22 protein-coding genes, 1 tRNA gene and 1 pseudogene are annotated in these 22,034 nt (G+C 39.5%); 7 read left to right on the forward strand and 17 right to left on the reverse strand.

From position 1 onward, the window contains the following. The first annotated feature begins 22 nt into the window (after positions 1–22). Positions 23–94 (forward strand) — tRNA-Arg (locus HW098_RS06670). 55 nt (positions 95–149) lie between these two features. Here HW098_RS06670 and yidA read toward each other — a convergent pair. Both yidA and HW098_RS06680 read right to left on the reverse strand, forming a co-directional pair. Beyond that, positions 150–956 carry a sugar-phosphatase gene (yidA, locus tag HW098_RS06675; RefSeq protein ID WP_176139629.1) on the reverse strand — a complete coding sequence of 269 codons (807 nt, stop codon included), beginning with the start codon at positions 954–956 and terminating at the stop codon, positions 150–152. Positions 957–968: 12 nt separating this feature from the next. Further along, positions 969–2,273: an HD domain-containing protein gene (locus tag HW098_RS06680; RefSeq protein ID WP_176139630.1), complete on the reverse strand. Its 1,305-nt coding sequence runs from the start codon at positions 2,271–2,273 to the stop codon at positions 969–971. Positions 2,274–2,344: 71 nt separating this feature from the next. Between HW098_RS06680 and HW098_RS06685 the strand changes: the two genes are divergently transcribed. The 3 genes from HW098_RS06685 (at position 2,345) to ffh (ending at position 4,728) form a co-directional block, all read left to right on the forward strand. Beyond that, positions 2,345–2,722 (forward strand): DUF1934 family protein, encoded by a 378-nt coding sequence (locus HW098_RS06685; protein WP_176139631.1) that lies wholly within the window; start codon positions 2,345–2,347, stop codon positions 2,720–2,722. A gap of 90 nt (positions 2,723–2,812) precedes the next feature. Further along, complete coding sequence (locus HW098_RS06690) at positions 2,813–3,145, forward strand: putative DNA-binding protein (RefSeq protein ID WP_000402066.1); 333 nt, start codon at positions 2,813–2,815, stop codon at positions 3,143–3,145. 11 nt (positions 3,146–3,156) lie between these two features. After that, positions 3,157–4,728: a signal recognition particle protein gene (gene ffh, locus HW098_RS06695; RefSeq protein ID WP_176139632.1), complete on the forward strand. Its 1,572-nt coding sequence runs from the start codon at positions 3,157–3,159 to the stop codon at positions 4,726–4,728. Positions 4,729–4,918: 190 nt separating this feature from the next. Here the strand turns inward: ffh and HW098_RS06700 are convergent, their stop codons facing one another. From HW098_RS06700 to HW098_RS06710, 3 genes are all read right to left on the reverse strand, one after another. Further along, positions 4,919–6,202, reverse strand: coding sequence for a solute carrier family 23 protein (locus HW098_RS06700; RefSeq protein ID WP_176139633.1), 1,284 nt, complete (start codon positions 6,200–6,202; stop codon positions 4,919–4,921). Positions 6,203–6,623: 421 nt separating this feature from the next. Beyond that, positions 6,624–7,841 carry a tyrosine-type recombinase/integrase gene (locus tag HW098_RS06705; protein WP_001291561.1) on the reverse strand — a complete coding sequence of 406 codons (1,218 nt, stop codon included), beginning with the start codon at positions 7,839–7,841 and terminating at the stop codon, positions 6,624–6,626. A gap of 81 nt (positions 7,842–7,922) precedes the next feature. Further along, the gene (locus tag HW098_RS06710; RefSeq protein WP_000814511.1) at positions 7,923–8,126 is read right to left on the reverse strand and encodes an excisionase; all 204 of its coding nucleotides are present in this window, start codon (positions 8,124–8,126) and stop codon (positions 7,923–7,925) included. Here HW098_RS06710 and HW098_RS10560 point away from each other — a divergent pair. Next, positions 8,110–8,361 (forward strand): hypothetical protein, encoded by a 252-nt coding sequence (locus HW098_RS10560; protein WP_001845478.1) that lies wholly within the window; start codon positions 8,110–8,112, stop codon positions 8,359–8,361. The two genes, HW098_RS06710 and HW098_RS10560, sit on opposite strands and share 17 nt — an antisense overlap. Positions 8,362–8,586: 225 nt before the next feature. Here the strand turns inward: HW098_RS10560 and HW098_RS06715 are convergent, their stop codons facing one another. Together HW098_RS06715 and HW098_RS06720 are read right to left on the reverse strand one after the other, a co-directional pair. Further along, positions 8,587–8,817, reverse strand: coding sequence for a helix-turn-helix domain-containing protein (locus HW098_RS06715; protein WP_000857133.1), 231 nt, complete (start codon positions 8,815–8,817; stop codon positions 8,587–8,589). Further along, positions 8,814–9,236 carry a sigma-70 family RNA polymerase sigma factor gene (locus tag HW098_RS06720; RefSeq protein WP_000804885.1) on the reverse strand — a complete coding sequence of 141 codons (423 nt, stop codon included), beginning with the start codon at positions 9,234–9,236 and terminating at the stop codon, positions 8,814–8,816. Before HW098_RS06720 ends, HW098_RS06715 begins: the two co-directional genes overlap by 4 nt. A gap of 504 nt (positions 9,237–9,740) precedes the next feature. On the opposite strand from HW098_RS06720, the gene HW098_RS06725 reads away from it, so the two are divergent. After that, positions 9,741–10,094 carry a helix-turn-helix transcriptional regulator gene (locus tag HW098_RS06725; protein WP_001227347.1) on the forward strand — a complete coding sequence of 118 codons (354 nt, stop codon included), beginning with the start codon at positions 9,741–9,743 and terminating at the stop codon, positions 10,092–10,094. A 59-nt stretch (positions 10,095–10,153) separates the two neighbouring features. On the opposite strand, the gene HW098_RS06730 is transcribed toward HW098_RS06725, so the two are convergent. From HW098_RS06730 to HW098_RS06775, 10 genes and pseudogenes are all read right to left on the reverse strand, one after another. Next, a complete protein-coding gene (locus HW098_RS06730) occupies positions 10,154–10,321 on the reverse strand; it encodes a cysteine-rich KTR domain-containing protein (RefSeq protein ID WP_000336323.1) in 168 nt (55 codons plus the stop codon). A gap of 118 nt (positions 10,322–10,439) precedes the next feature. After that, positions 10,440–12,359 carry a tetracycline resistance ribosomal protection protein Tet(M) gene (tet(M), locus tag HW098_RS06735; RefSeq protein WP_176139634.1) on the reverse strand — a complete coding sequence of 640 codons (1,920 nt, stop codon included), beginning with the start codon at positions 12,357–12,359 and terminating at the stop codon, positions 10,440–10,442. A 15-nt stretch (positions 12,360–12,374) separates the two neighbouring features. Beyond that, positions 12,375–12,491 carry a tetracycline resistance determinant leader peptide gene (locus tag HW098_RS06740; RefSeq protein ID WP_001814923.1) on the reverse strand — a complete coding sequence of 39 codons (117 nt, stop codon included), beginning with the start codon at positions 12,489–12,491 and terminating at the stop codon, positions 12,375–12,377. 244 nt (positions 12,492–12,735) lie between these two features. Next, positions 12,736–13,668, reverse strand: a complete 933-nt coding sequence (locus HW098_RS06745; RefSeq protein ID WP_001224318.1) for a conjugal transfer protein — start codon at positions 13,666–13,668, stop codon at positions 12,736–12,738. Continuing rightward, entirely contained in the window at positions 13,665–14,666 is a 1,002-nt protein-coding gene (locus HW098_RS06750) for a bifunctional lysozyme/C40 family peptidase (RefSeq protein WP_000769868.1), read from the reverse strand. Before HW098_RS06750 ends, HW098_RS06745 begins: the two co-directional genes overlap by 4 nt. Continuing rightward, positions 14,663–16,839: pseudogene (locus tag HW098_RS06755) on the reverse strand (YtxH domain-containing protein). The gene HW098_RS06750 and the pseudogene HW098_RS06755 overlap by 4 nt, the downstream one beginning before the upstream one ends. Before the next feature lie 2 nt (positions 16,840–16,841). Then, the gene (locus tag HW098_RS06760; protein WP_000331160.1) at positions 16,842–19,289 is read right to left on the reverse strand and encodes an ATP-binding protein; all 2,448 of its coding nucleotides are present in this window, start codon (positions 19,287–19,289) and stop codon (positions 16,842–16,844) included. Further along, positions 19,273–19,665, reverse strand: coding sequence for a conjugal transfer protein (locus tag HW098_RS06765; protein ID WP_000723888.1), 393 nt, complete (start codon positions 19,663–19,665; stop codon positions 19,273–19,275). Before HW098_RS06765 ends, HW098_RS06760 begins: the two co-directional genes overlap by 17 nt. An 88-nt stretch (positions 19,666–19,753) precedes the next feature. Then, positions 19,754–20,251 (reverse strand): antirestriction protein ArdA, encoded by a 498-nt coding sequence (locus tag HW098_RS06770; RefSeq protein ID WP_000342539.1) that lies wholly within the window; start codon positions 20,249–20,251, stop codon positions 19,754–19,756. A gap of 116 nt (positions 20,252–20,367) precedes the next feature. Continuing rightward, a complete protein-coding gene (locus HW098_RS06775) occupies positions 20,368–20,589 on the reverse strand; it encodes a hypothetical protein (RefSeq protein ID WP_001009056.1) in 222 nt (73 codons plus the stop codon). Between the two features lie 179 nt (positions 20,590–20,768). On the opposite strand from HW098_RS06775, the gene HW098_RS06780 reads away from it, so the two are divergent. Further along, on the forward strand, positions 20,769–22,016 hold the full coding sequence (locus HW098_RS06780; protein ID WP_176139635.1) for an ISL3 family transposase: 1,248 nt from the start codon (positions 20,769–20,771) through the stop codon (positions 22,014–22,016). The last annotated feature ends 18 nt before the right edge of the window (positions 22,017–22,034 follow it).

Consider the following 22,034-nt stretch of genomic DNA (forward strand, 5'->3'; position numbering starts at 1 on the left):
TTTTCAGCAGAGTTTTTATCTAGCTCCCTTAGTTCAATGGATATAACAACTCCCTCCTAAGGAGTAGTTGCAGGTTCGATTCCTGCAGGGGGCAGTAATTAGACATCAAAAACCGCTCAGCTGAGCGGTTTTCGTCTATTCATACCCTTTTACAGTACCCATGTACGGATGGCATGGGCAACGCCAGATTCGTCATTTGTTTTGGTGATGTATTTGGCGATTTTTTTGATTTCTGGATTTCCGTTTTCCATGACTACAGGGTTGCCAACGACTTCCAGCATGGCACGGTCATTTTCTTCGTCACCGATAGCCATGGTTTGATCTTTGGTCAATCCGAGTTTTTCAGCTAGGTGAGTGATGGCTGAACCTTTGTCCACATTCTTTTTAAGGAGTTCGAGGTAGAAAGGAGCAGATTTGTTGATGGAGTAGCGTTCGTAAAATTCTGCTGGTATCTTTTCAATCGCAGCATCGAGAATTTCTGGCTCATCTATGAACATACACTTGACGATTTCCTTGCCAGCCATTTCTTCAGGTGTACGGTAGAAGATGGGCATGCTGACGAGGGTTGATTCGTGCACCGTGTATTTTCCGATATTGCGATTGGCAGTATAGATACCGTCTTTAGTAATAGCGTGCATGTGGACACCGAGCTTACGGCTGAGAAATTCCATATCCAGATAATCCTCATAGGTCAAGGATTCGCTGATAATCTCATGTCCTGTAGCAGTTTCTTGGACAAGGGCACCATTGAAGGTCACAACATAGTCACCCTCGTCTCTCAACTGCAAGTCGTCCAGAAGTTTGGCAACACCTGCGATGGGGCGGCCAGTTGCAATGACGACTTTGACACCAGCTTCTTTGGCATCTTGGATGGCAGAAAAGACTTCAGGCGTAATCTCCTTTTGGCTATTGACTAGGGTTCCGTCGATATCGACGGCGATTAGTTTAATACTCATAAATTTCCTCTTCTAGTTTTTATTTGGAGTAAAATGATCGTTCTCAATCAAGTGTAAAAATTGCTGGGTAATGCTAGCAAAGATACTGTTTTGGTCCAACATTTCTTTTGGAAAATAGAAACGATTATCTCCGTGGCGACTGCCAGCAAGTGATTGGACGATAGGAGACAGGCTAGAGAGTTCGGCCAGTTGACCATTTTTTTGTAAAATCTCAATCTGTGTCCGTGGATTTTCAGATTCAGGACGATAGATATCATAAGGGAGGTCAAAGTTCTTATGAATGGCTGTGTAGTAGTAGGGATCAAAGCCGATATCCTCAACTAATTTTCTCATGCTGGCGAGTTGGTCTTGATCCTCTTGTGAAAAAGTAATGGATTTAAAGACCTTGCGGTTGACAAAGCGTTGCGACAAGTCTGCAAGAATCTTATCAGGATTGGTCATCCAGAGCTGGAAGTAGGTATTCATCACACCATCATCCAGAGCCAGATAGTCAGTCAAGGTCACATTTTTTTCAAAGAAAGGCAGGAGATGTGGGGATGTTCGTGCAAAGAAGTCCTTGTCCTCAGGATAAAGTTCCTTGGCGCGCTTGAGGAGATTCTGTAGGAGAACTTCCATAGCCCGTGTTGCTGGGTGGAAATAAACCTGCATGTACATCTGGTAACGACTGAGGACGTAGTCTTCGATAGCATGCATGCCATTGCGCTGAAAGGCGATCCCATTTTCGATAGGGCGAATGACTCGGAGAATGCGAGTCAGGTCAAATTCCCCATAGGATGCTCCTGTAAAATAGGAGTCGCGCAAGAGATAGTCCATGCGATCTGCATCAATCTGACTAGAAATGAGCTGCACGACCTGCTTGTTAGGGTAGGTATGGTCTATGACACTGGCAACCTTTTCTGGAAAGTCTGGCGCCACTTGTAGCAGAACTTGGTGAATCTCCGTCTCAGGACTTTGAATAATCTCCTGAGTAATGGCTTCATGGTCTGTATCAAAGAGATGTTCAAAAGTGTGGGAGTAAGCACCATGTCCAAGGTCATGTAGGAGAGCAGCGGTCATGGTCAAGAGAGATTCGGCAGGATTCCATTCTTCAGGATATTTTTCTTCAAAAATCTCCGTGATACGTCGTGCAATTTCATAGACTCCTAGACAATGGGAGAAGCGACTGTGTTCTCCACCGTGGAAGGTATAACTGGAAGTTCCCAGTTGCTTGATACGGCGCAAACGTTGAAATTCTTTTGTATTGATCAAGTCATAGATGATTTGATTATTGACATGGATGTAGTTGTGAACAGGGTCACGGAATACTTTTTCGTTCATATGACCATTATAGCAAAAAGCTAGAGTTTTTGGTAAAATAGTAGGACAAGAGACAAGAAAGAGGACCTGATGTGAAGATTCGGATGCGAAATACGATTCAGTTTGATGAGCAGTTGGAAGTGATTGACCAGCTTTATGACGTGGAAGTGCATGAAAAAGGAGATTATAGCTACCTGCTTTTTTATAATGAGGAAAAGGAAAAAGTAGTGATTAAATTTCATGGTCAAGAACTTGTGATGAGTCGATTTTCCAATCCCAAGACCATTATGCGCTTTCTAAAGGATAGCGATAGTTTGGCCTATATTCCTACACCTATGGGTATGCAGGAGTTTATCATCCAAACGAACCATTATCAAGTAGATGGGCAAAAGATTGAACTAGATTATCAACTACAAAATCAAGAGGGGCTACCCTTTGCAAGCTATCAATTGGAAATTACTTGGGGCTAGGCTCATGTCTTTTTCAAATTTAGCTAGCTATCTTCTTGGATTGGCTCCCTAGTGTGGTAGATTGGTCTATTTTTTGGTATAATAAAAGTTATGGAAATCGAAAAAACCAATCGTATGAATGCGCTCTTTGAATTTTATGCGGCGCTTTTGACAGATAAGCAAATGAATTATATCGAGCTCTACTACGCTGATGATTACAGCCTTGCTGAGATTGCCGAGGAGTTTGGTGTCAGTCGTCAGGCTGTCTATGATAATATCAAGCGGACAGAAAAGATTCTGGAAGATTATGAGATGAAGTTGCACATGTACTCGGACTACATTGTCCGCAGTCAGATTTTTGATCAGATTTTGGAGCGCTATCCCAAGGATGACTTTCTGCAGGAGCAGATAGAAATTTTAACAAGCATTGATAATAGAGAATAAGAGGAAGAAAAATGGCATTTGAAAGTTTAACAGAACGTTTGCAGAACGTCTTTAAAAATCTACGTAAAAAAGGAAAAATCTCTGAGGCTGATGTCCAAGAAGCAACCAAAGAAATTCGCTTGGCCTTGCTTGAGGCCGACGTTGCCTTGCCTGTTGTAAAGGATTTTATCAAGAAAGTTCGTGAGCGTGCCGTCGGGCATGAGGTCATTGATACACTTAATCCTGCGCAACAGATTATCAAAATCGTTGATGAGGAATTGACAGCTGTTTTAGGTTCTGATACGGCTGAGATTATCAAGTCACCTAAGATTCCTACCATCATCATGATGGTCGGTTTGCAGGGGGCTGGTAAAACAACCTTTGCTGGTAAATTGGCCAACAAACTCAAGAAGGAAGAAAATGCCCGTCCTTTGATGATTGCGGCGGATATTTACCGTCCTGCTGCCATTGATCAGCTGAAGACACTGGGTCAACAGATTGATGTGCCTGTCTTTGCACTTGGAACAGATGTTCCAGCTGTTGAGATTGTACGTCAAGGTTTGGAACAAGCCCAAGCCAATCATAACGACTATGTCTTGATTGATACGGCAGGTCGTTTGCAGATTGATGAGCTTTTGATGAATGAACTTCGTGACGTGAAAGCACTAGCTCGACCAAACGAAATTCTCCTTGTGGTTGATGCTATGATTGGTCAGGAAGCAGCCAATGTTGCGCGTGAGTTTAATGCTCAGTTGGAAGTGACTGGGGTGATCCTTACCAAGATTGACGGCGATACTCGTGGTGGTGCAGCTCTATCTGTTCGTCACATTACTGGAAAACCAATCAAGTTCACTGGTACAGGTGAAAAGATTACGGACATTGAAACCTTCCACCCAGACCGCATGTCTAGTCGTATCCTTGGCATGGGGGATATGCTCACTTTGATTGAGAAAGCTTCTCAAGAATACGATGAGCAAAAAGCCCTTGAAATGGCTGAGAAGATGCGCGAAAACACCTTTGATTTCAATGATTTCATTGATCAGCTGGATCAGGTGCAAAACATGGGGCCGATGGAAGACTTGCTCAAGATGATTCCAGGTATGGCCAACAATCCAGCCCTTCAAAACATGAAGGTGGATGAGCGTCAGATTGCGCGTAAACGTGCCATTGTGTCTTCCATGACACCTGAAGAACGTGAAAACCCAGATTTGTTAAATCCAAGCCGTCGCCGTCGTATTGCCGCAGGTTCTGGAAATACTTTTGTAGAAGTCAATAAATTCATCAAGGACTTTAACCAGGCTAAACAGCTCATGCAGGGTGTTATGTCTGGAGATATGAACAAAATGATGAAGCAAATGGGAATCAATCCAAACAACCTTCCTAAAAATATGCCAAATATGGGAGGAATGGATATGTCTGCCCTTGAAGGAATGATGGGACAAGGTGGTATGCCTGACTTGTCAGCTCTCGGAGGAGCGGGAATGCCAGATATGAGTCAAATGTTTGGTGGCGGACTAAAAGGTAAAATCGGTGAATTTGCCATGAAACAGTCTATGAAACGTATGGCTAACAAAATGAAAAAAGCGAAGAAGAAACGCAAGTAAGATAAGGGATTGATGCAAATCTCATTTGATGAGAAAATGAAGTAAAAATTTCTATGATAAAACGTATAGTATCAAGGTTTTAGAATACCTGATATTATACGTTTTTTGATTTTAACAATTTACAGATATTTGTATTATAGTGTACGAAAAAATCCACTCAGTTGTCTGAGCGGATTTGGTGTTTAGACTCTTAGTCTTTATTTTCGTATGGCAAGATCAAGTTCAAGATGATTCCTGTCATGGCTGATAGGGCAGTACCTGAAAGGGTAACTGGACCAAGTTTAAGGATAGCTCCTCCAAGTCCAAGCACCAACATAGCACTTGCGATGATGAGATTTCGCATTTGAGCAAAATCAACACGTTCTTTAATCAAAACTTTCAAACCGTTGCTGGCGATAACCCCATAGAGAAGGATTGACATACCACCAAGTACAGCGTTTGGAATGGTTGAAATCAAAGCAGTGAATTTACCAAGGAAGCTAAGGGCAATTGCGATGAAGGCAGCGTTACGGATGACTGAGACAGAAGCGATACGAGTCATACCGATAACTCCTGTATTTTCTCCGTAAGTTGTATTGGCTGGTCCACCAAGGAAGGCAGAAACAGAAGTTGCGATACCGTCACCAAGAAGAGTACGGTGAAGACCCGGTTCTTTCAAGAATTGACGGCCACAGATTTGACCCAAAACAGTATGGTCTCCGATGTGTTCAGAAATTGTTACGATAGCGATTGGCAAGATAGCGATGGTTTCTGGACCAAAGTAAAGATTGTACTCTTTAAAGGCACCACCTGTGTTAAATGGCAAGTAGAAACCAGGAATTTCAAACCAGTTAGCTTCTAGGACAGGCGTAAAGTCAACCAAGCCAAGAGTTAGTGCGAAGAGGTAACCACCGATAATGGCAAAGAGGAAAGGAATGATTCGTAGGAAGCCTTTTCCTTTTGTATTGATAAAGGCAGCAATCAAGAACGTAACAACGGCTACCAGAGCATTTTTCCAATTTCCGTCCGCTACAAGACCTGCATTGGTAACAGCTGAACCTGCAAGTCCAAGACCGATAACGATGATCATAGGTCCGATGATGATTGGTGGCAAGAGTTTATCAATCCATTTTGTACCTGCAAAGCGGACACCAGCAGCCACAAGGACATAGACTAAACCAGTCAAGATAACCCCTGTTTGAGCAGCAGATACATCACCACCCATTTCTTTCATAGCAAGTGACATAGCTGTGATAAAGGCAAATGAAGAACCTAGATAAACTGGAACTTTAAAACCAGTTGAAATCATGTAGATGAGTGTTCCAACACCTGAAGCAAAAAGGGCAACAGATACAGGCATTCCCAAAATTAATGGTACCAAGATAGTCGCCCCAAACATGGCGAAAACGTGTTGGAAACTAAGGAGAATTCCTTTTCCAGCCGAAGGACGTTGGTCAACGTCTAGTAACAAATCAACAGTTGATTCTTGTTTCATATAAACCTCACTTTTGGGCATCAAAAAAGAGCCCATTATTTTACAGCAATAGGCCCTCAGAGTAAGACTTCTTTAAAATCTAGACTTTAAAGAGTTTTAAATATTTCTGCGTCTTCGTCACCTCACGGGATGACATTAAAAACCTTTGCTTAGGATAGTATAGCAGAAAAAAATGATTTTGTAAATCATTTTTTTCCCGAGCCTAGAAATAAAAAAGCGAGGTTGACTTTGTAAATATTTTTTTACTAAACAAAGTATAAATTTCTAATTATCTTTTTATATTTTCTTAAATGCTCGTAAAGCCTTATTCTATGTGCTTTCGAGTATTTTTACTGTAGGAAGATACTTCACGTTTCTTTGCATATTTCCTCATGTCTTAGCTGTCAGAAGTGGTAAATAAGTAGTAAATTCATTTGTACTACTAAGCAACAAGACGCTCCTGTTGCTTCTCTTTATTCAAGCGTTTCATTTCTGCCATTGCAGAATCGAATGTTGCATGTGCGTAATAGTTCAGCGTCATGGCTATATTAGCATGTCCCATAATGTACTGTAATGCCTTTGGATTCATTCCTGCATTTGCATAGTTGGTACAGAATGTATGTCGCAAACTATGTGGAGTGATGTGTGGCAATTTATCCTCGTTATACTTATTGTATTTCTTAACAAGACCTTTCATCATGCCGTTGTAATCACTTGCCACTTTTGGATAGTTCTTTCTATTAAGAAAGAGGAAATCACTATATCCATCAATCTCAACACGCTTATCATTCTTTCGATTCGCTAACACTCGCTTAAATGCTTGATAGGCTTCTTCAACCATAGGAACTTGACGTTCGCCACTTTTGGTCTTTGGTGTTTCAATGTAGTACCCAATTTCAGTATCTCTCAATAGCTGATGGTCTATATTGACAAGACGATTCTCAAAATCTAAATCTGGAAGTGTCAAACCACCAAACTCTGAAATACGAAGACCTGTTTTTAAGAGTATCAGAATTTCATCATAATTTTTGCTGTAGGTTTTATCAGCTTTTGCAAAGGCTAACAGTTTTTCTTCCTGTTCTTCTGTTAGTACGGTCTTAGGGACAGTATCATCATCAAGAACTGCTTTCAGTTGAAAGTCAAATGGATTCTTCCGAACACAATCATCTTGTATAGCAATATAGAATGAAGCCTTTAAAGAACGTTTGTAGTTATTGATGGTTTGATAAGCATAACCATTTTCACTCATTCTAATAGCCCATTCTTTAGCGTCTGATGGCTTAATACTGTCAATACTTCTTACACCTAACTTGTCTTTCTTCAAAATATCCATAAGATATTTGCGTCCAGTTTCAGTGTTTTTTCTAACCTTTGGTCTTTGAGCGTTCTGTTTTGCGTAAAGCTGGCAGAGTGTCATTTTCTTTCCTACAACATCAATACCATCATGAATGTCTTTCTGTAACTCTGCGATTTTCTCTCTAAGTGAGATACAATCACGCTTTCCTGCTGGTACTCGGTCTGTAGCCACAAGTTTCCACGAGTAAACAAATTGCGGTTCTCCAAATGAATCTATATATTTGTATAAGTATCTTCCGTCTTTTCGTTGGCTCTCTCCAGTCTTTAAGATTCGACCTTTATTGTCACGTCTTTTTTCTGACATGGCATTTGCTCCTTTCCTTTATGGAAAGAGCCTTGATACGACTTAATACTATTTTATCATATACAAGACCCTTTGGCGACGCTAGATTGCGTCCAATGTATCTATAATTTTTTCAAATTGTTTTCGTTTAATCTGAATACGATTGCCATTCATAATCAGCCAATTTGCATTTTTATTTTCCTCTGCCAAGCGTCGTAGCTTGTTTTCGCCAATACGAAAATATTTTGACGCTTCTTCAATGGTTAGGGTATAACGTTCCCAAATAGGAATGTCAGTCTGCTTCATAAAATCCTCCTTTCCAAATCACTTATTTGGATTTCATAAAAGTTGTTTTACCAGCAATCGAACAGCTTTAGCAAAGCTCACGGGAGTTCCACCCCTGCATGGTTCTCATGTAGCCATACTCATTGCCTGCGACGGTTTTATCACGCTCGGACTATTGACTGTATGGGAGTATCATTATCACGATAAGAATGTCGTTGCAGGCAATCCTGCTAAAGATTGCTTCTCGGATCACTAACATGAATCGCTCGCTATCTTTATAAGATAGGTCATGGCGGTTAGTTCCGTTGGCTCTTTTCTTATCGAAACGTATTCAATTACTTTTATTCAGTTTTCAAAGAACAATGGCTCGTTAGCCTATCAAAACACATTGAAAGCTCAATATGCTTTGATGGAATAACAAACCTCCCTGTTCGGGAAGCGTGGAATGGTTTAGCACGCTTCCACGAAAGGAGAGAGGATATTACTTAATTTCAAATGACAAAATCTTTGTAATCAGTCTGGTTTCCATTCTTCCACGTAAGACTTCATCAACGACCATACTTTGATTGCCATATTCATCTTTCATAAGTCGTAGGGAACGCTTCGTTATGTACCCTCTGTAATGATGTAGAATCTGGTTAATCGCTTCGGTATCGCCATCTGTTGCCTTTACAATGAGAGGAAAGGGAATCATAGGATATTGTGTTTTCATTCTTCAAATTCCTCCATAAACTTTTTAATTAAGGCTAGTCCACTGGTTCTATGCCGATAGACAGTAGAACGGTTCAATTTCAACAGGTCTGCAATTTCTGAATCGCTCATGTCCATAAAGTAAAACAGCAGTAGAATTTCACGTTTCTTGTCTGGCAACTCACGTAATGCTTCACTCAACAAATCATTTTCAACGCCTACTGATAACCCATTGAGTGTAAAAATCTGAAAGTCAGTTGAATAGTTATCTGTTGTCGCAAACTGGCTAACAAGATAATCGCCAACATCCGAAAAGGACACCTCACGCTTTGCAATCCTTGAAAGATAAAGCATATAATTCTTTCGCTCGTCTTCCATAGCACGTTTACAGATATAGTCAAACTGATTTTCTATTGTGGTCTGAAAAGAAGATGGTTTCATGTTTCTCACCCCCTTTCTGTCTAGGAAAGGAAGTGAGCCTTGCTCGTTTATCTCCTTTCACTCTTAGTCCCAATGTGAAAGGGGGATTTGTTGCATTACTGATAAATAAACTTTGTAAAAAAGTTCTGAATAGCCAAAAAAGCATATAAACAGATTTATTTCTCTGTTTACATGCTTCTGTTATTCTATCTATATGATTTATAAAACCACATTGGTGGACGTACTTATCTATTGCAGATAGACGACTTTTTTTGACAAGAACCCAATGTAAGGAAATTTATTGTATATGATGTACTTCATGGCGACGTTGACCTCCAACAAACCGCCATTTGGAAGTAATATACAATATTTTAACAGCGTAAATAGCACTACCATATAACGGTTTTTTTTATTGGCGTTTAGTAGTGCTTTTTATTAAATATAAACCTATAAACCATATAACACGTTTTTCTATACCTGTTTTTAATTCAGTAGGAACAATAAAATGTATAGAGGTGGTCTACTATGCGTAAAAAAGAAGATAAATATGATTTTAGAGCCTTTGGTTTAGCCATTAAAGAAGCTCGATTGAAACGAGGTTTAACTCGTGAACAAGTGGGAGCATTGATTGAAATTGACCCACGTTACTTAACTAATATTGAAAATAAGGGGCAACACCCCAGCATACAAGTTCTTTATGACCTTGTATCGTTACTTCATGTTTCCGTTGATGAATTTTTCTTACCTGCTAATAACTTGGTAAAAAGCACCCGACGATTACAGATAGAGAAATACATGGATAGCTTTACAGACAAAGAACTATCCTTAATGGAATCTTTAGCCAGCGGTATCAACGAAGCAAGAAACATCGAAGACTAATTAAAAGAATCCATACATAACGGAAAGAGCCGATAAAATGAGATTGTATTAATCTCATTTTATCGGCTCTGCGTCTTTGCGTCTGGCTCTGTAATCACAGTTACTTTGAACTGCTTTATTTCAATTAAATTTTCTTGTCTGCATTTCGGACAATAGAGGGGGAATTTTTTTAATTCAGTATCTTCCCTTATCTTTAATCGTGTTTTATTTCCACATACAGGACACAATATCCACTTGTAGTTTATAATAACTATCTCCTCCTTTACACTTTAATTCAAATCTTTATTAAAGAATATTTCATCTTATTTAACAAGAAACCATATTTATATAACAACATAAAATACACTAAGTTATTTTATTGAACATATATCGTACTTTATCTATCCGACTATTTGGACGACGGGGCTGGCAAACAGGTTCACCGGTAGTAACATGGTACCCTTTTAACTCTGTTAAACAAACACTACGTCCATTTGTAAAGAAAGTTAAATCACTACGATATTCTTGAATACACCGAGCAGGGATTTCTCCACTAAGAATGACCTCATTATTTTTCAATTGAGTGTCTACGATGTTCGCACAATATTTAGGAGCATCGGTGTATGCTCGTGAAAGATATTCCTGTGGCGCATAAATTTTAAAACTAAGATATGGCTCTAACAATTCTGTTCCAGCTTTTTTTAAGACTTGTTCCAATACAATAGGAGCAAGCATCCGAAAATCTGCTGGGGTACTAACAGGGCTATAGTATAAGCCATACTTAAAACAGATTTTACAGTCCGTCACATTCCAACCATACAATCCTTGTTCACAGCCATAGCGTATCCCCTCCATAACTGCATTTTGAAACGATTGATTTAAGTATCCAAGAGAAACCGAGCTCTCATACTGCATTCCACTTCCCAACGGAAGCGGTGATACAGATAGACCAATGGAAGCCCAGAAAGGATTCGGTGGAACTTCGATGTGAATGGTATACTCTGCTTTTTTTAACGGTCTTTCCATATAAATGACTGTAGGCTCTTTTATTTCTATCTCCACATGATACTTTTCTTGCAGCAGAGCACAAGTCACTTCCATTTGTACTTTCCCTAAGAAAGAAAGTATTATTTCATGTGTCGCAGAATCCACATAATATCGCAGAAGCGGGTCACTGTCGGAGATTTCTAAAAGTGCATCAAGTAACATTTCCCTTTGTTGAGGTTTGCTCGGTTCAACAGTCGTTTGCAGCAGAGGGAGGGGATTTTCAATTCTCTCTCTCTGTGGCAATAGCTTTGTATCTCCAAGAACACTATTTAACTTCAAAAACTCATTCTGCAAAATAACAATTTCCCCGGAATAAGCCTTATCAATTTTACATAATTCACCATTTATTGAAGTATACATTTCTGTAATTTTTATTTTTTCTTTTTCTGATACTCTAACCGAATCTCGCAAATGCAGTACGCCACTATAAAGACGTATATATGCAAGACGCTGTCTTTTTTCCGAATACTCAATTTTGAAAACTTTTCCGCAAAGTTCAGACTGACCTCGATGTGTTGATGAATAAAATTTATTAGTAATAACTTCTATAAGGTTATCAATCCCTATATTACTTTTTGCACTTCCATGATAAAGAGGGAACAGAGAACAATTCTGAAATCTTATGCTTTCCTCTTGTTCGAGTTCCAATGCTTCTAATGATTTACCGGACATATATTTCTCTAAAAGGTCATCGTTTCCCTCTATTACCGTATCCCATTGTTCAGATTCGGTAAAGTTCGTCACACACATATTAGGATACAGTTCTACCTTCTGTTTGATTACAATTTCGGCAGAAAGTTTCTCTTTAATATCCTGATAAACCGTTGATAAATCAATTCCATTTTGGTCAATCTTATTGATAAAAAAGATTGTGGGAATCCCCATTTTCCTAAGTGCATGAAATAATATACGAGTTTGTGCTTGTACGCCATCTTTTGCAGAAATCAGTAGAATTGCCCCATCTAAAACTGATAATGAACGATATACTTCTGCTAAGAAATCCATATGTCCTGGCGTGTCTATGATGTTCACCTTCGTATTTTCCCACTGAAAAGAGGTTATTCCTGTCTGAATTGTAATTCCTCTCTGACGTTCTAAAAGCGTATTATCCGTCCTCGTTGTACCTTTGTCCACGCTTCCTAATTCTGTAATCGCTCCACTGTTATATAATAAGCTTTCTGTTAAGGTAGTTTTTCCTGCATCAACATGAGCTAAAACTCCAATATTAATAATTTTCATGTGATTTTCCTCCATTCAAAAACCCAAAAGGGCATAAAAATCCCAGTGATAAATACTTTTATCACTGGGATTTTTATGCATAACCATAGGCATACAAAGCATACAGATATTCTCCGGATACTTTAGAATCACATGATAAAGGTATTCTTAAACTGGGTACAAAAAACTAAGCCCTCCTAAAAAAGGACATCCAATTATTTGTTCCCACTATCAAATTGACAGTTTATTTAAGAATACCTTGCCGCATATTTATTAACTCCTTTTAAATAGATACTTAAATAATAGCACGTAAGAGCATATTTGTCAAGGAATCTCCAATTTTTTATCAAAGAGAGTACGTGATTACAAAATAGCTGTAATAATGTACCAATATTTGTTATTCTATAATCTTCCAATTACTCCCGTTCTTTTCAAGTACCAAATCAAATTGAGATACCTGCGTTGCTTTGGTCTGCTGGTCGATATACTCCACTGTCAGCGATACCGTGACTTGATTATCCTTACGATTGTGAATAGGATTTACCAGTTCTTGAAAGATGTACTCTTTTCCGATTGGTTTTAATATCCCGTCATTCACATAGTAGGAAAGTTCACTGGCTGTCGCTGTAGGATAGAGCTTGAAGAACGTCGTTAAAAACTCATTGATTTCATTGGTTGTAATGGAATCAACCGTCCCCTCACTTTCAATGGCTTTTGGTTTATAACTTGATTTCTTAGGTATGTTGGTAATGGTCGGATTCTTAACCAGTACCATATTTCCAGAACCATCTACATAGACACTCACTATATAAGCAGAGTGGACGGTCTTTGTATTTTCTCCCTCTGTAATGAGCTGGTCTACACTGTAGGTTACATTAAACTCATTGTCGCCAGTTGGCTCTACCGTCCATATCTGAAATCCTCTTACAGAAGACGATACAGGAATATCTTTGCGTACTGTATCAACATTGAGAGCTTGAAGTTCATCTGTCAGATAGCCTTTTAGACTTTCCATTCGATTATCAATGGACTTATCGGATTGCTCCCATGAATAGTAGACTTTCGCAAAGTTCTCTACAAAATTTTCTACATGATGAGTATCAACGTATTCCTTTTCTATGATAGTTGTTTCGTGAATAGTATGAGTATCTATAGCTGTAAAGTGCTTGAATATCGCAAAGCTGAAACTAAGCCCTAAAAGTACCCACAAGGCAATCACAACCTTTTTATGAGGATTGACCTTATAGACACGAGGTTTCTTTTCCTTTGGTATCTGTTTTTCTTTATTCTGATTTTTTCTAAATTTCATCATTAAATCTTCCTTTCTCATTGTTTGATTCGTCCTGCTCCCACTAAATGCTGTTGCCAGTAGGGGCTTGTTAAGTCGGCATAACCGATTGGGTCGCCTGCATGAAACATACGGTTATTGCCAAGGTATATCCCAACATGAGTAATATAAGAGCCAGCGTTATAGGTAGAATGAAAGAAAACCAAATCGCCAGCTTGTGCTTCCGATAGTGGGATATGCTGGGTCACATCATATTGCTGTTGTGCGGTTCGTGGTAAGTTAATTCCAGCTTTTCCATACGTCCATTGTGTCAGTCCGCTACAATCAAAAGAAGTAGTCGGGGAAGCTCCACCGTAAACGTATCGCCAGCCCTCATATTTCAGTGCTTCGTCCATGATGGCTTGTACCGTATCATCATCAAACTCTGTTGTGACAAGATACTGCGTTACCAGTTGCACATAAAACATATTGCCATAGTTGTATCGCCAGCCCCCATTGATAGGTATGGCTATGGGATTGGGGTAAGACACTTTTTCGCCACCTGAATACTCTTTTGAGAAACTTTGAGCCAGTTCAAAGGTATATTTATTTCCACGATTAGCCACATACCCTAAGAAACCACCACCATAATTGTAGGACTGGATAACCGATTCTAAATCTACACTGAGCCTTTCGCTACTGGCTAATAATTCACTGAAATACTTCACACCTTGCTTAATGGATTCTTCTGTACTCAATGAATTAGGTGGAAGACCGAGGGATTCCGAGGACTGCATAACATCTTCCGCAGTACCGCCCGATTCCACCTGTATAATCGCAAGAAGTATGTTGACATATTCTTCAACGCCATATTCTTTGGCATATTTTTCTACCATAGGCTTATGAGCCAGCACTTCTGCGGAAACATTCACACCTCCATAATGAATATTGGAAATTCCGCTGTCCTGTTCATCTGAAAATAAAATGGCAACAAACAGAAGCAGTGAGAAGACCATCAAGAATAATCCAGAACCACCAATCACTAAAGTTTTCAACTTCATGGTTTCTTACCGACTTTCTTAATGGTGGCGGTTTTGATTGGTGGTCTACTTCTTGTATTTTGTAGTGGTACTCTTTGAACAGTAGACGGACGTTCTTTTGTGATTGGACGTTGTGAAGTTCTATCTGCTGTAGTGGTTGAAGTTGCTGGCTTTTGAACGGTTTTTTCTTGAACGGTATTGCCTTGGCGTTCCACTTTTGGACTTGAAAAATCGGACTTAACTGCTGGACGCTCTTGTTTGGCTTGTTGAGATTCCTTATATGAAGTCTGAATATTAGACTGTTTTGAGGTCTGTTCATCATGATATTGTTCTTGTCTTGTAGTCGGTCTTTCATGAACAGAAGAAGCAGGCTGTTTTTTCTGTTTGACCTGTTCCATTTCAGAGCGACGCTTCGCAATGGTTTTTCGCCTTTGTTCCTGCTGTTCCTTGCGTCCACTGGCTCTGTCCGCTTTGGTTTGAGAAATACTACTGGTTAAATCACGGACATTCTCTTTTACTTTGGATTTTCCTTGATATACTGCATATCTTGCATTGGTCGGCAAATCTTTAACCTGTTCTTTCAAACCACTAGCAGTGTCTACCATTCTGTCTTTGGTATCAGCTACTGTACCGATGGTTTGACCGATACGTTTTCCAAGTGTTGATTTTTCCTTTCCGTCTGGTCGGGAGTGATCTGCTTGTGTCCTTGCAGAACTCCCCGAACCCGACTGTCCTTTTTTACCTGTAACAATGGCAGACCCAGCCCCTAGAGTAGTCATGGAACGTCCAAGTTTCCGCTGTAGACGGTGCATGTGAGCGTGCATAAGCATACGAGGTTTTCTCATCACACGACTTCCCACACTTTGAGAATCGTTACTCTGTAGAGAAAACATACTCATTAAATCGCCCAGCTTGAAGTAGATTCCTGCAAAGGTCACAATCTGTAGAAAAGCAATCAAAAAGAACGGATAACCAGCCGATAAGGTATAGAGCATGGTTGAAATACTAAATGCTGTCGTAATAATCAATGTGATTCCAGCTCGTGTCAAAATGGTATTAAAGAGCTTTGTTATGGCTCGTTTTGACATACCATCAAATGATGGAATCATGCTTAAAATAAAGCTCACAGGCAGAAACATAGCATAGATGATAAAAAGTACCTGCGAGAAAATCATGATTCCTGTTAATAGGAATACAAATATGGAAATCCCAATATTGAAGACAAATAGGAAGAAGACTGTACCTAAACGGTTAATGGTCTTTGTAATGGTTAGATTGGTATTGCTTCTGTCTTCAATTTCTTCCGCAACAATTTTTTCTCTGTCTTCGCCATTGTTGGAATCTGGGCTGGTGGAGAGCAGGCTTTCCACACGGTCAATACCGATACTTTCAATGTCTGAACTGTTGTATTGAAGCAGTAGCCACGGTTGCTGAACCTGTATGGAAAACAGGCTATCTCTGATTAAGTCCACGCTGTCCTTGCCTTGACTATCGGAATGGGTATGACAATCTTCGTGCCAAGTGATAAACTGGCATTACTGATGTCTGATGAAAAGTCATTGATTTTTTTAATGTAGTCGGGAGCGTAGGCAATAAAGGAAGCCGATAGGATAAACACCAGCACAAAATTCATAATGGCATGAATTGCCTTTGTGGTTTCTCTCTTTATCAGTCCCGTATAGGCAACATAAACCCCAAGAACCAAAATCAAGAGTAAGAGGAATCCAACATAGAAACCCTCTGTTGAAAATCCGTTTGCACTCACACCAGCTAAGGTCTGCATATTCTTACCAATGGAATCTGCTGTAGCGGAAATGAAGTCTAAGGAATAGGCTTCCTGTACTAAGTAACCTGTCGCATTGGAAACATACAAACTGATTGTCCAAATAAAATTGGTAATGGCATATAGTCCATACATGACCTGTTTTCCAATCCCGTCCGACCAGTTCCACGGAAGCCAGCCCCAGCTATTATCCACATAAAAATCCAGTTGATAGTTTTCAAGTGGGTATCGGCTGTATTCATTTGCCACATTGACCGTATCATCTACCAAGCCCGCAGCTTGAACCACCGTTCCCAGCATGGCTAAAAGAAAAATGGCAATCACAAGTGTGAAAGCCACTGTCATTGCCACTTTACCTAGACGTTTCAGCGTCCAGTTTGATTTTATTCTGTTTACTATTGATGGTTTCACATTTACACCTCTTTTCGCACAGGTGGTCTGGTATCAAAGGCATGGAGCAGTTCTTCAAATACAGGGTGGAACTGTATCACACCGACACGACCATATAAATCACTGATAAGGCATTGCCCGTTTTCCAAATCACGCAATCGCTTCTGATTGTTTTCGTCCTCTGGGTCTACACCAAAAAAGGCTAAGGTCTTTTTAATCTCGTTAAGGTCAGTGGAACGAAATGCAAATTTTAAGCCGAGGTTATTTTTCAGTTTTTCATCTAAGAGGTCGTCTGTATTTTGGGTCACGAAATATACCCCAGCGTTCATAGCACGACCAGCCCGAACCAGCTTCATAGATAGTGTTTTTCCTTGTGCTACCTGTAAAAAGCTCCATGCTTCGTCTAAATCTACAATCTTGAAAATGCTTCGGTCTGTATGGATAAAGTCTAAAGCAAAGGTACTAATGACAATCAGCATAGCAACGGATAAAAGCTCCATAGTGGTATATTCCTCAAAGGAAGTTTCCTTGTCGGGAAGTACCAAGTCCGCAACCTGTATAATGTTCAGTTGTTTTTCTAAGCTGATAGACTGCTCCACATAACCATTACTGAATAATAAATGTGCAAAGTCATAGTCTGTAAAACTTTCGATATGGTCGGCTATACTGGTACTTAGTGGCGTATTCTCAACCCGTAATTCCTCAATCACTTTCATCAACCCTCGTACTTCACTATTGGTTACTGCACGAATGGCTTTTCTAAGGATTGGGAAGCGTTCCCCATCACGAGAGGAAATCCCCGTAAGGAATGTCAGAATATCAATAGCCAGTGATTCAGAATCTTTGGGATTTTTCATAATCACATAAGGGTCAAGTAAGCCTTTGTTTTTCTCATCAGAAGTCAGAGTGACGATATTGATTTCATGGGAAATCTCTGGCAAGGTTTCTTTCCATCTGCCACGTTCTGCTTTTGGGTCTACAATCACTGCTTGTGCCCCATAAAGCACCGCATAATAGACGATAAGGTTATTCGCAAAGGATTTACCACCACCCAGCGAACCAACAAAAGCCGACGCTAACGCATTGGTTACTGAACCCTTAACCCCTTGACTGGCAAGAGCAGGTTTCAGATAGACATTGCGTCCAGTATCTAAGCTGTAGCCAACATAAATCCCCTCATTTTCCCCCAGCATTTGAGTAGCACCAAAACCTAAACCAGCGAGGAAATCAGAGGTCACGTATTGAATATAATCATTCATATAACGCTTGCTGGCAGGTAAAAATTCTTCATGTAAGCCGAGCATATCCCCAAATGGTCGTACCAGTTTTACGCTTAAATCGTCATAAAAATCTTTCACTTCATTACAACGACGTTTGAGTTCGTCAAGATCATTTGCTGATACCCTTACCACATAAGACAGCTTGTACATAGATTCCTTGCTTTGGTCTAAATTGGTTTCCAGCTCATTCACACTTTCCAGAGCTTCCGCCACATTGGAGCTGGTTTCATTATCACTTTGCCAAGCGTGGTTATCCAAGTCTTTCAGTTCTTTCTTTTTATTGCGGACAGTAGATAGGGCTTTACGATTCGCTACAATTTCCACATTCATTGACGTATCAATCGGGAATGTAAATTGCTGTTGCTGGTAGTAGAAGATTTCAGAGGACGGGAAGTCCAGTTCTCCGACAATGCTGTTAATGGTAAAGTAAGCTACATAGACGGTTTCATCTTCCTGCTGGATTTTCAAATATCGCTGTTTTTCTTCCACCAAACAGCGAGTAGGCTTAATCAAGTCATAGTATTTAATCAGCGTTTCATTATCCAGCTTTTTCTTTGATAGATGGTACTCATACTCTTCATAGGCAGTGCCTGTCTGTCCGTAAAGGTGTTCAATCAGATAGCCGAAGTCGTCCTTATCTAACCTGCGGATTTTGAAACGACGAGAGATTTTATTTTCTAAGAGCTTTTCCATCTTCTGAAAACGCAGGATTTCATCATTACTCATACTAACAAAATCGCCCATCAGCTTATGGTTCACATCATAGACAAAATCAGACAAAGCATTTTTTGCTTCAACGGTAAGACTTTTCATAGAAAACTCCTGATCGTTGAGAAGCAACTTAAAGCCGATAAAGAAACGGTAGTTCACTTGATTTTCGCCAATCATGGATATTAAAGCGTCTGTCTGTTGGTCGATTTTGTCATAGGCAACCGCTTTGAGCTTGCCAGTGACTTCATTTTTGGAACGCTCTTGTGCAGAACGTATGCTGGATTCTGTACTGATTTGTAAAGCATGAATTTTGCCATCACGATTTTGTGCGATAAGCTGTCTGAAAGAATCATGCACTTGTATTTTCTGTTCTGGACTTAGAAATGAGTAATTGTAAGGAACAAGCTCATAGTAAGCATAACATTCCCCGTCTTTATTCCAGACGAGATTGTTTTCAATGTATTTAATTGGATATGCCATAAAATTCACTCCTAACTGCTGTAATGGCTTCTTGTGGCTGGTTTCTGCCAAGCGTTACTTTTTTTCCTGCATAGGTCAGCTTTGGTCGCAGTGCATAAGCAATGACAGACTTCAAAAATCCATAAGGCTTTTTACCATCAAAAGTTTTTGTAGACATAAACCATGTGAAAGCCACAGGAATCCCAAAGTATTTGAGAAATGCTCCCTCTATCATGGAAAGAGGGGGCAAGTTGCCAAGTATCATCACTGCAAAGAGTGACACGACAAACCATGTCATTTGCGTAAAGGTTATGGGAAACGGAAGTCTAAAATCATTGATAGAATACAGTACCTTTTCCACAGACCAGATACTGGTATAGCTTCGTATTTTCTTCATGTAATCAATCCTTTCATAAAAAATAGGGGTAGCTGATTGAGCCACCCCGTAAAATAGAAAATCTGCCAGTAGTAATGTACCGACAGATTTAATAGACGATTTCAAAAATCCCATGATTGGTTGAGATAAACGTTCCTGAAAGGTCTAAATCCCGACCATAGGCTTGATAATCAATATAGTTTTGAAGACTAGCTGGTACTTCGCCTAAAGCACCCGTTTCTTCAATGTAGTAGCGTGCCACGTCATACATATCATCACAATCGGAATGAATGATAATATCCTCTTGATGTTCGCTTAGTTCTTCAATGCTTGAAAAATGAGTGAGCAGAGCAGATAGCTCCGATTGTAATTCTTCGGGTAATTCCGATACCATTTCCCATAGTCGATTGAGTTCGCCAATGGAAGTGTATTCGTCAACCGTAAAGGGTAACTCGTAGTCATGAATGGCGTATTCCTCATATTCATCATTCAAGCCGATTTTCTCTTTGACTTCCTCAAAGTCAATGGGAAAGGTAAACCACGCACCGACCAATTCGCCCTCATTGTATTTGCCTAAATTCGCAATATAGACTTGCATATCGTCCATATATTCACGTCCTTTCTTTGTAGAGATTCAAAAATCCCTACCGCACTTCGTTTGGTGTACCATTCCTTTGCGGAACATAAGAAAACCACTTATATTCCACAAAAGAACGGTTTTATTTAAGCACCAATAATGCGATTGAATAGCTCTAGTAAAATGTCTTTTACTCCAGCAGCGTTGAAGACTAAGCCAACCGCAATAATCGCAATAATTAAAAAGCCAATCAGTTTGCTAAACTCACGCTTGAAGCCAAGATACAAGCCAATCACAACGATTGCTAAAAGCACCAGTGATTGAGCGTTTGATAGAAACCAGTTATAAAGGTTTTGTCCAAAATTCATAAAAATGTTCTCCTCTCTATATTCAATGAATTTGTATTTGAGTTATTTTTTTGGGGTATACACTTTCTGGTATGGATAGAGATTCCATGCCAGATTTTTTTATACAAAAAAGAGGACATTTGCTGTCCCCTCGTTATACAATCAATTCACCACAAAAATCATGAAAGAAGGTTAAACAAATGTCCCATAATGATTCTATCCTAAATATTCTTGGAATTAAAGATAAAAATATTAAAATTATTTCTGTTGAAGAAGCTGAACACAACAACGATTCTGTTAAAGAGTATATAACGCTAATAACAGCTACTCTTTCTTATCCGATTAATCGTTGTCGTAACTGTGGCTTTCCCACAGTTAATAAGGATGGCTTTCGCAAAACTCATGTACGACTGGCAAGTTTAAATGGGAGAAGATATGAACTAGAGCTTCGTAAACAACGCTATAAATGTAAATCATGCCATACTACTTTTGGTGCTATTACTAATTTAACCAAAGAAAATCAAACCTTATCCAGTGATCTCAAAAATCAAATCATGCTTTTAGCTCGTAAAGGCTTATCTGGTCAGCTTATTGCTGAAATGTGTCACTGCTCTCCTAGCAGTGTTCGTCGAACAATCTTAGAGCGCATGGAACCACACTATCGTGTGGCTAAGTTGCCTAAGCATCTATGTTTTGACGAGTTTCGTTCAATTAAGTCTGTGATGTCCTTTATCTGTTGTGACGCTGAAACCCACCAAATTGTCACAAAGTTACAGGATCGTCTATCACCTACCATTGTTGATTATTTTGAAAGTCGTTATTCAAAAGCCGAACGCGAATGCGTTCAATCAGTTGTAATTGATTTAAATGCTCAATATCAAAGTTTTATCTATCGCCTTTTCCCTAATGCCAATATCATTATTGATCGCTTCCACCTTGTACAATTATCTGGTCGCGCTTTGGACAATTGTCGTATCTCTATCCTAAAGCAACTTGATAAACAGAGCCAAGAATATAAAATTATGAAGTCACATTGGAAGCTATTCCATAAAAAAGCTGAAGATCTTCACCCTGAAGAAGTAGTTTTTCTTCGCGGCGTTAAACAATATATGACTCGCCAAAATGCTGTTGATCTCATTACTAGTAAATTTTCCAAGTTCGCTGAAGTATACCAAACTTACCAAGATATCACGAAAGCCCTAAACGAGCGCAATAGTGAATTACTAGAGTCAACCATCTTAGACTACCAAAAAACCAATACAGAAATGGATACTGCTATTCAAACCCTTCGTCAAAACAGAAAATATGTCTTAAATAGCGCTAAATTTGAATACTCTAATGGTCCTTTAGAAGGCATCAATCGCAAAATCAAAACCCTAAAACGAACTTGTTATGGTTTTGCCAATCAAAAATTTTTCTTTTTAAGAATCGATTGTATTTTTTCGTAAAAAAACTCTAAGCAGGCA

Origin of the sequence: Streptococcus sp. 1453, assembly GCF_013276955.1 — a bacterium.
Lineage (GTDB): Bacteria > Bacillota > Bacilli > Lactobacillales > Streptococcaceae > Streptococcus.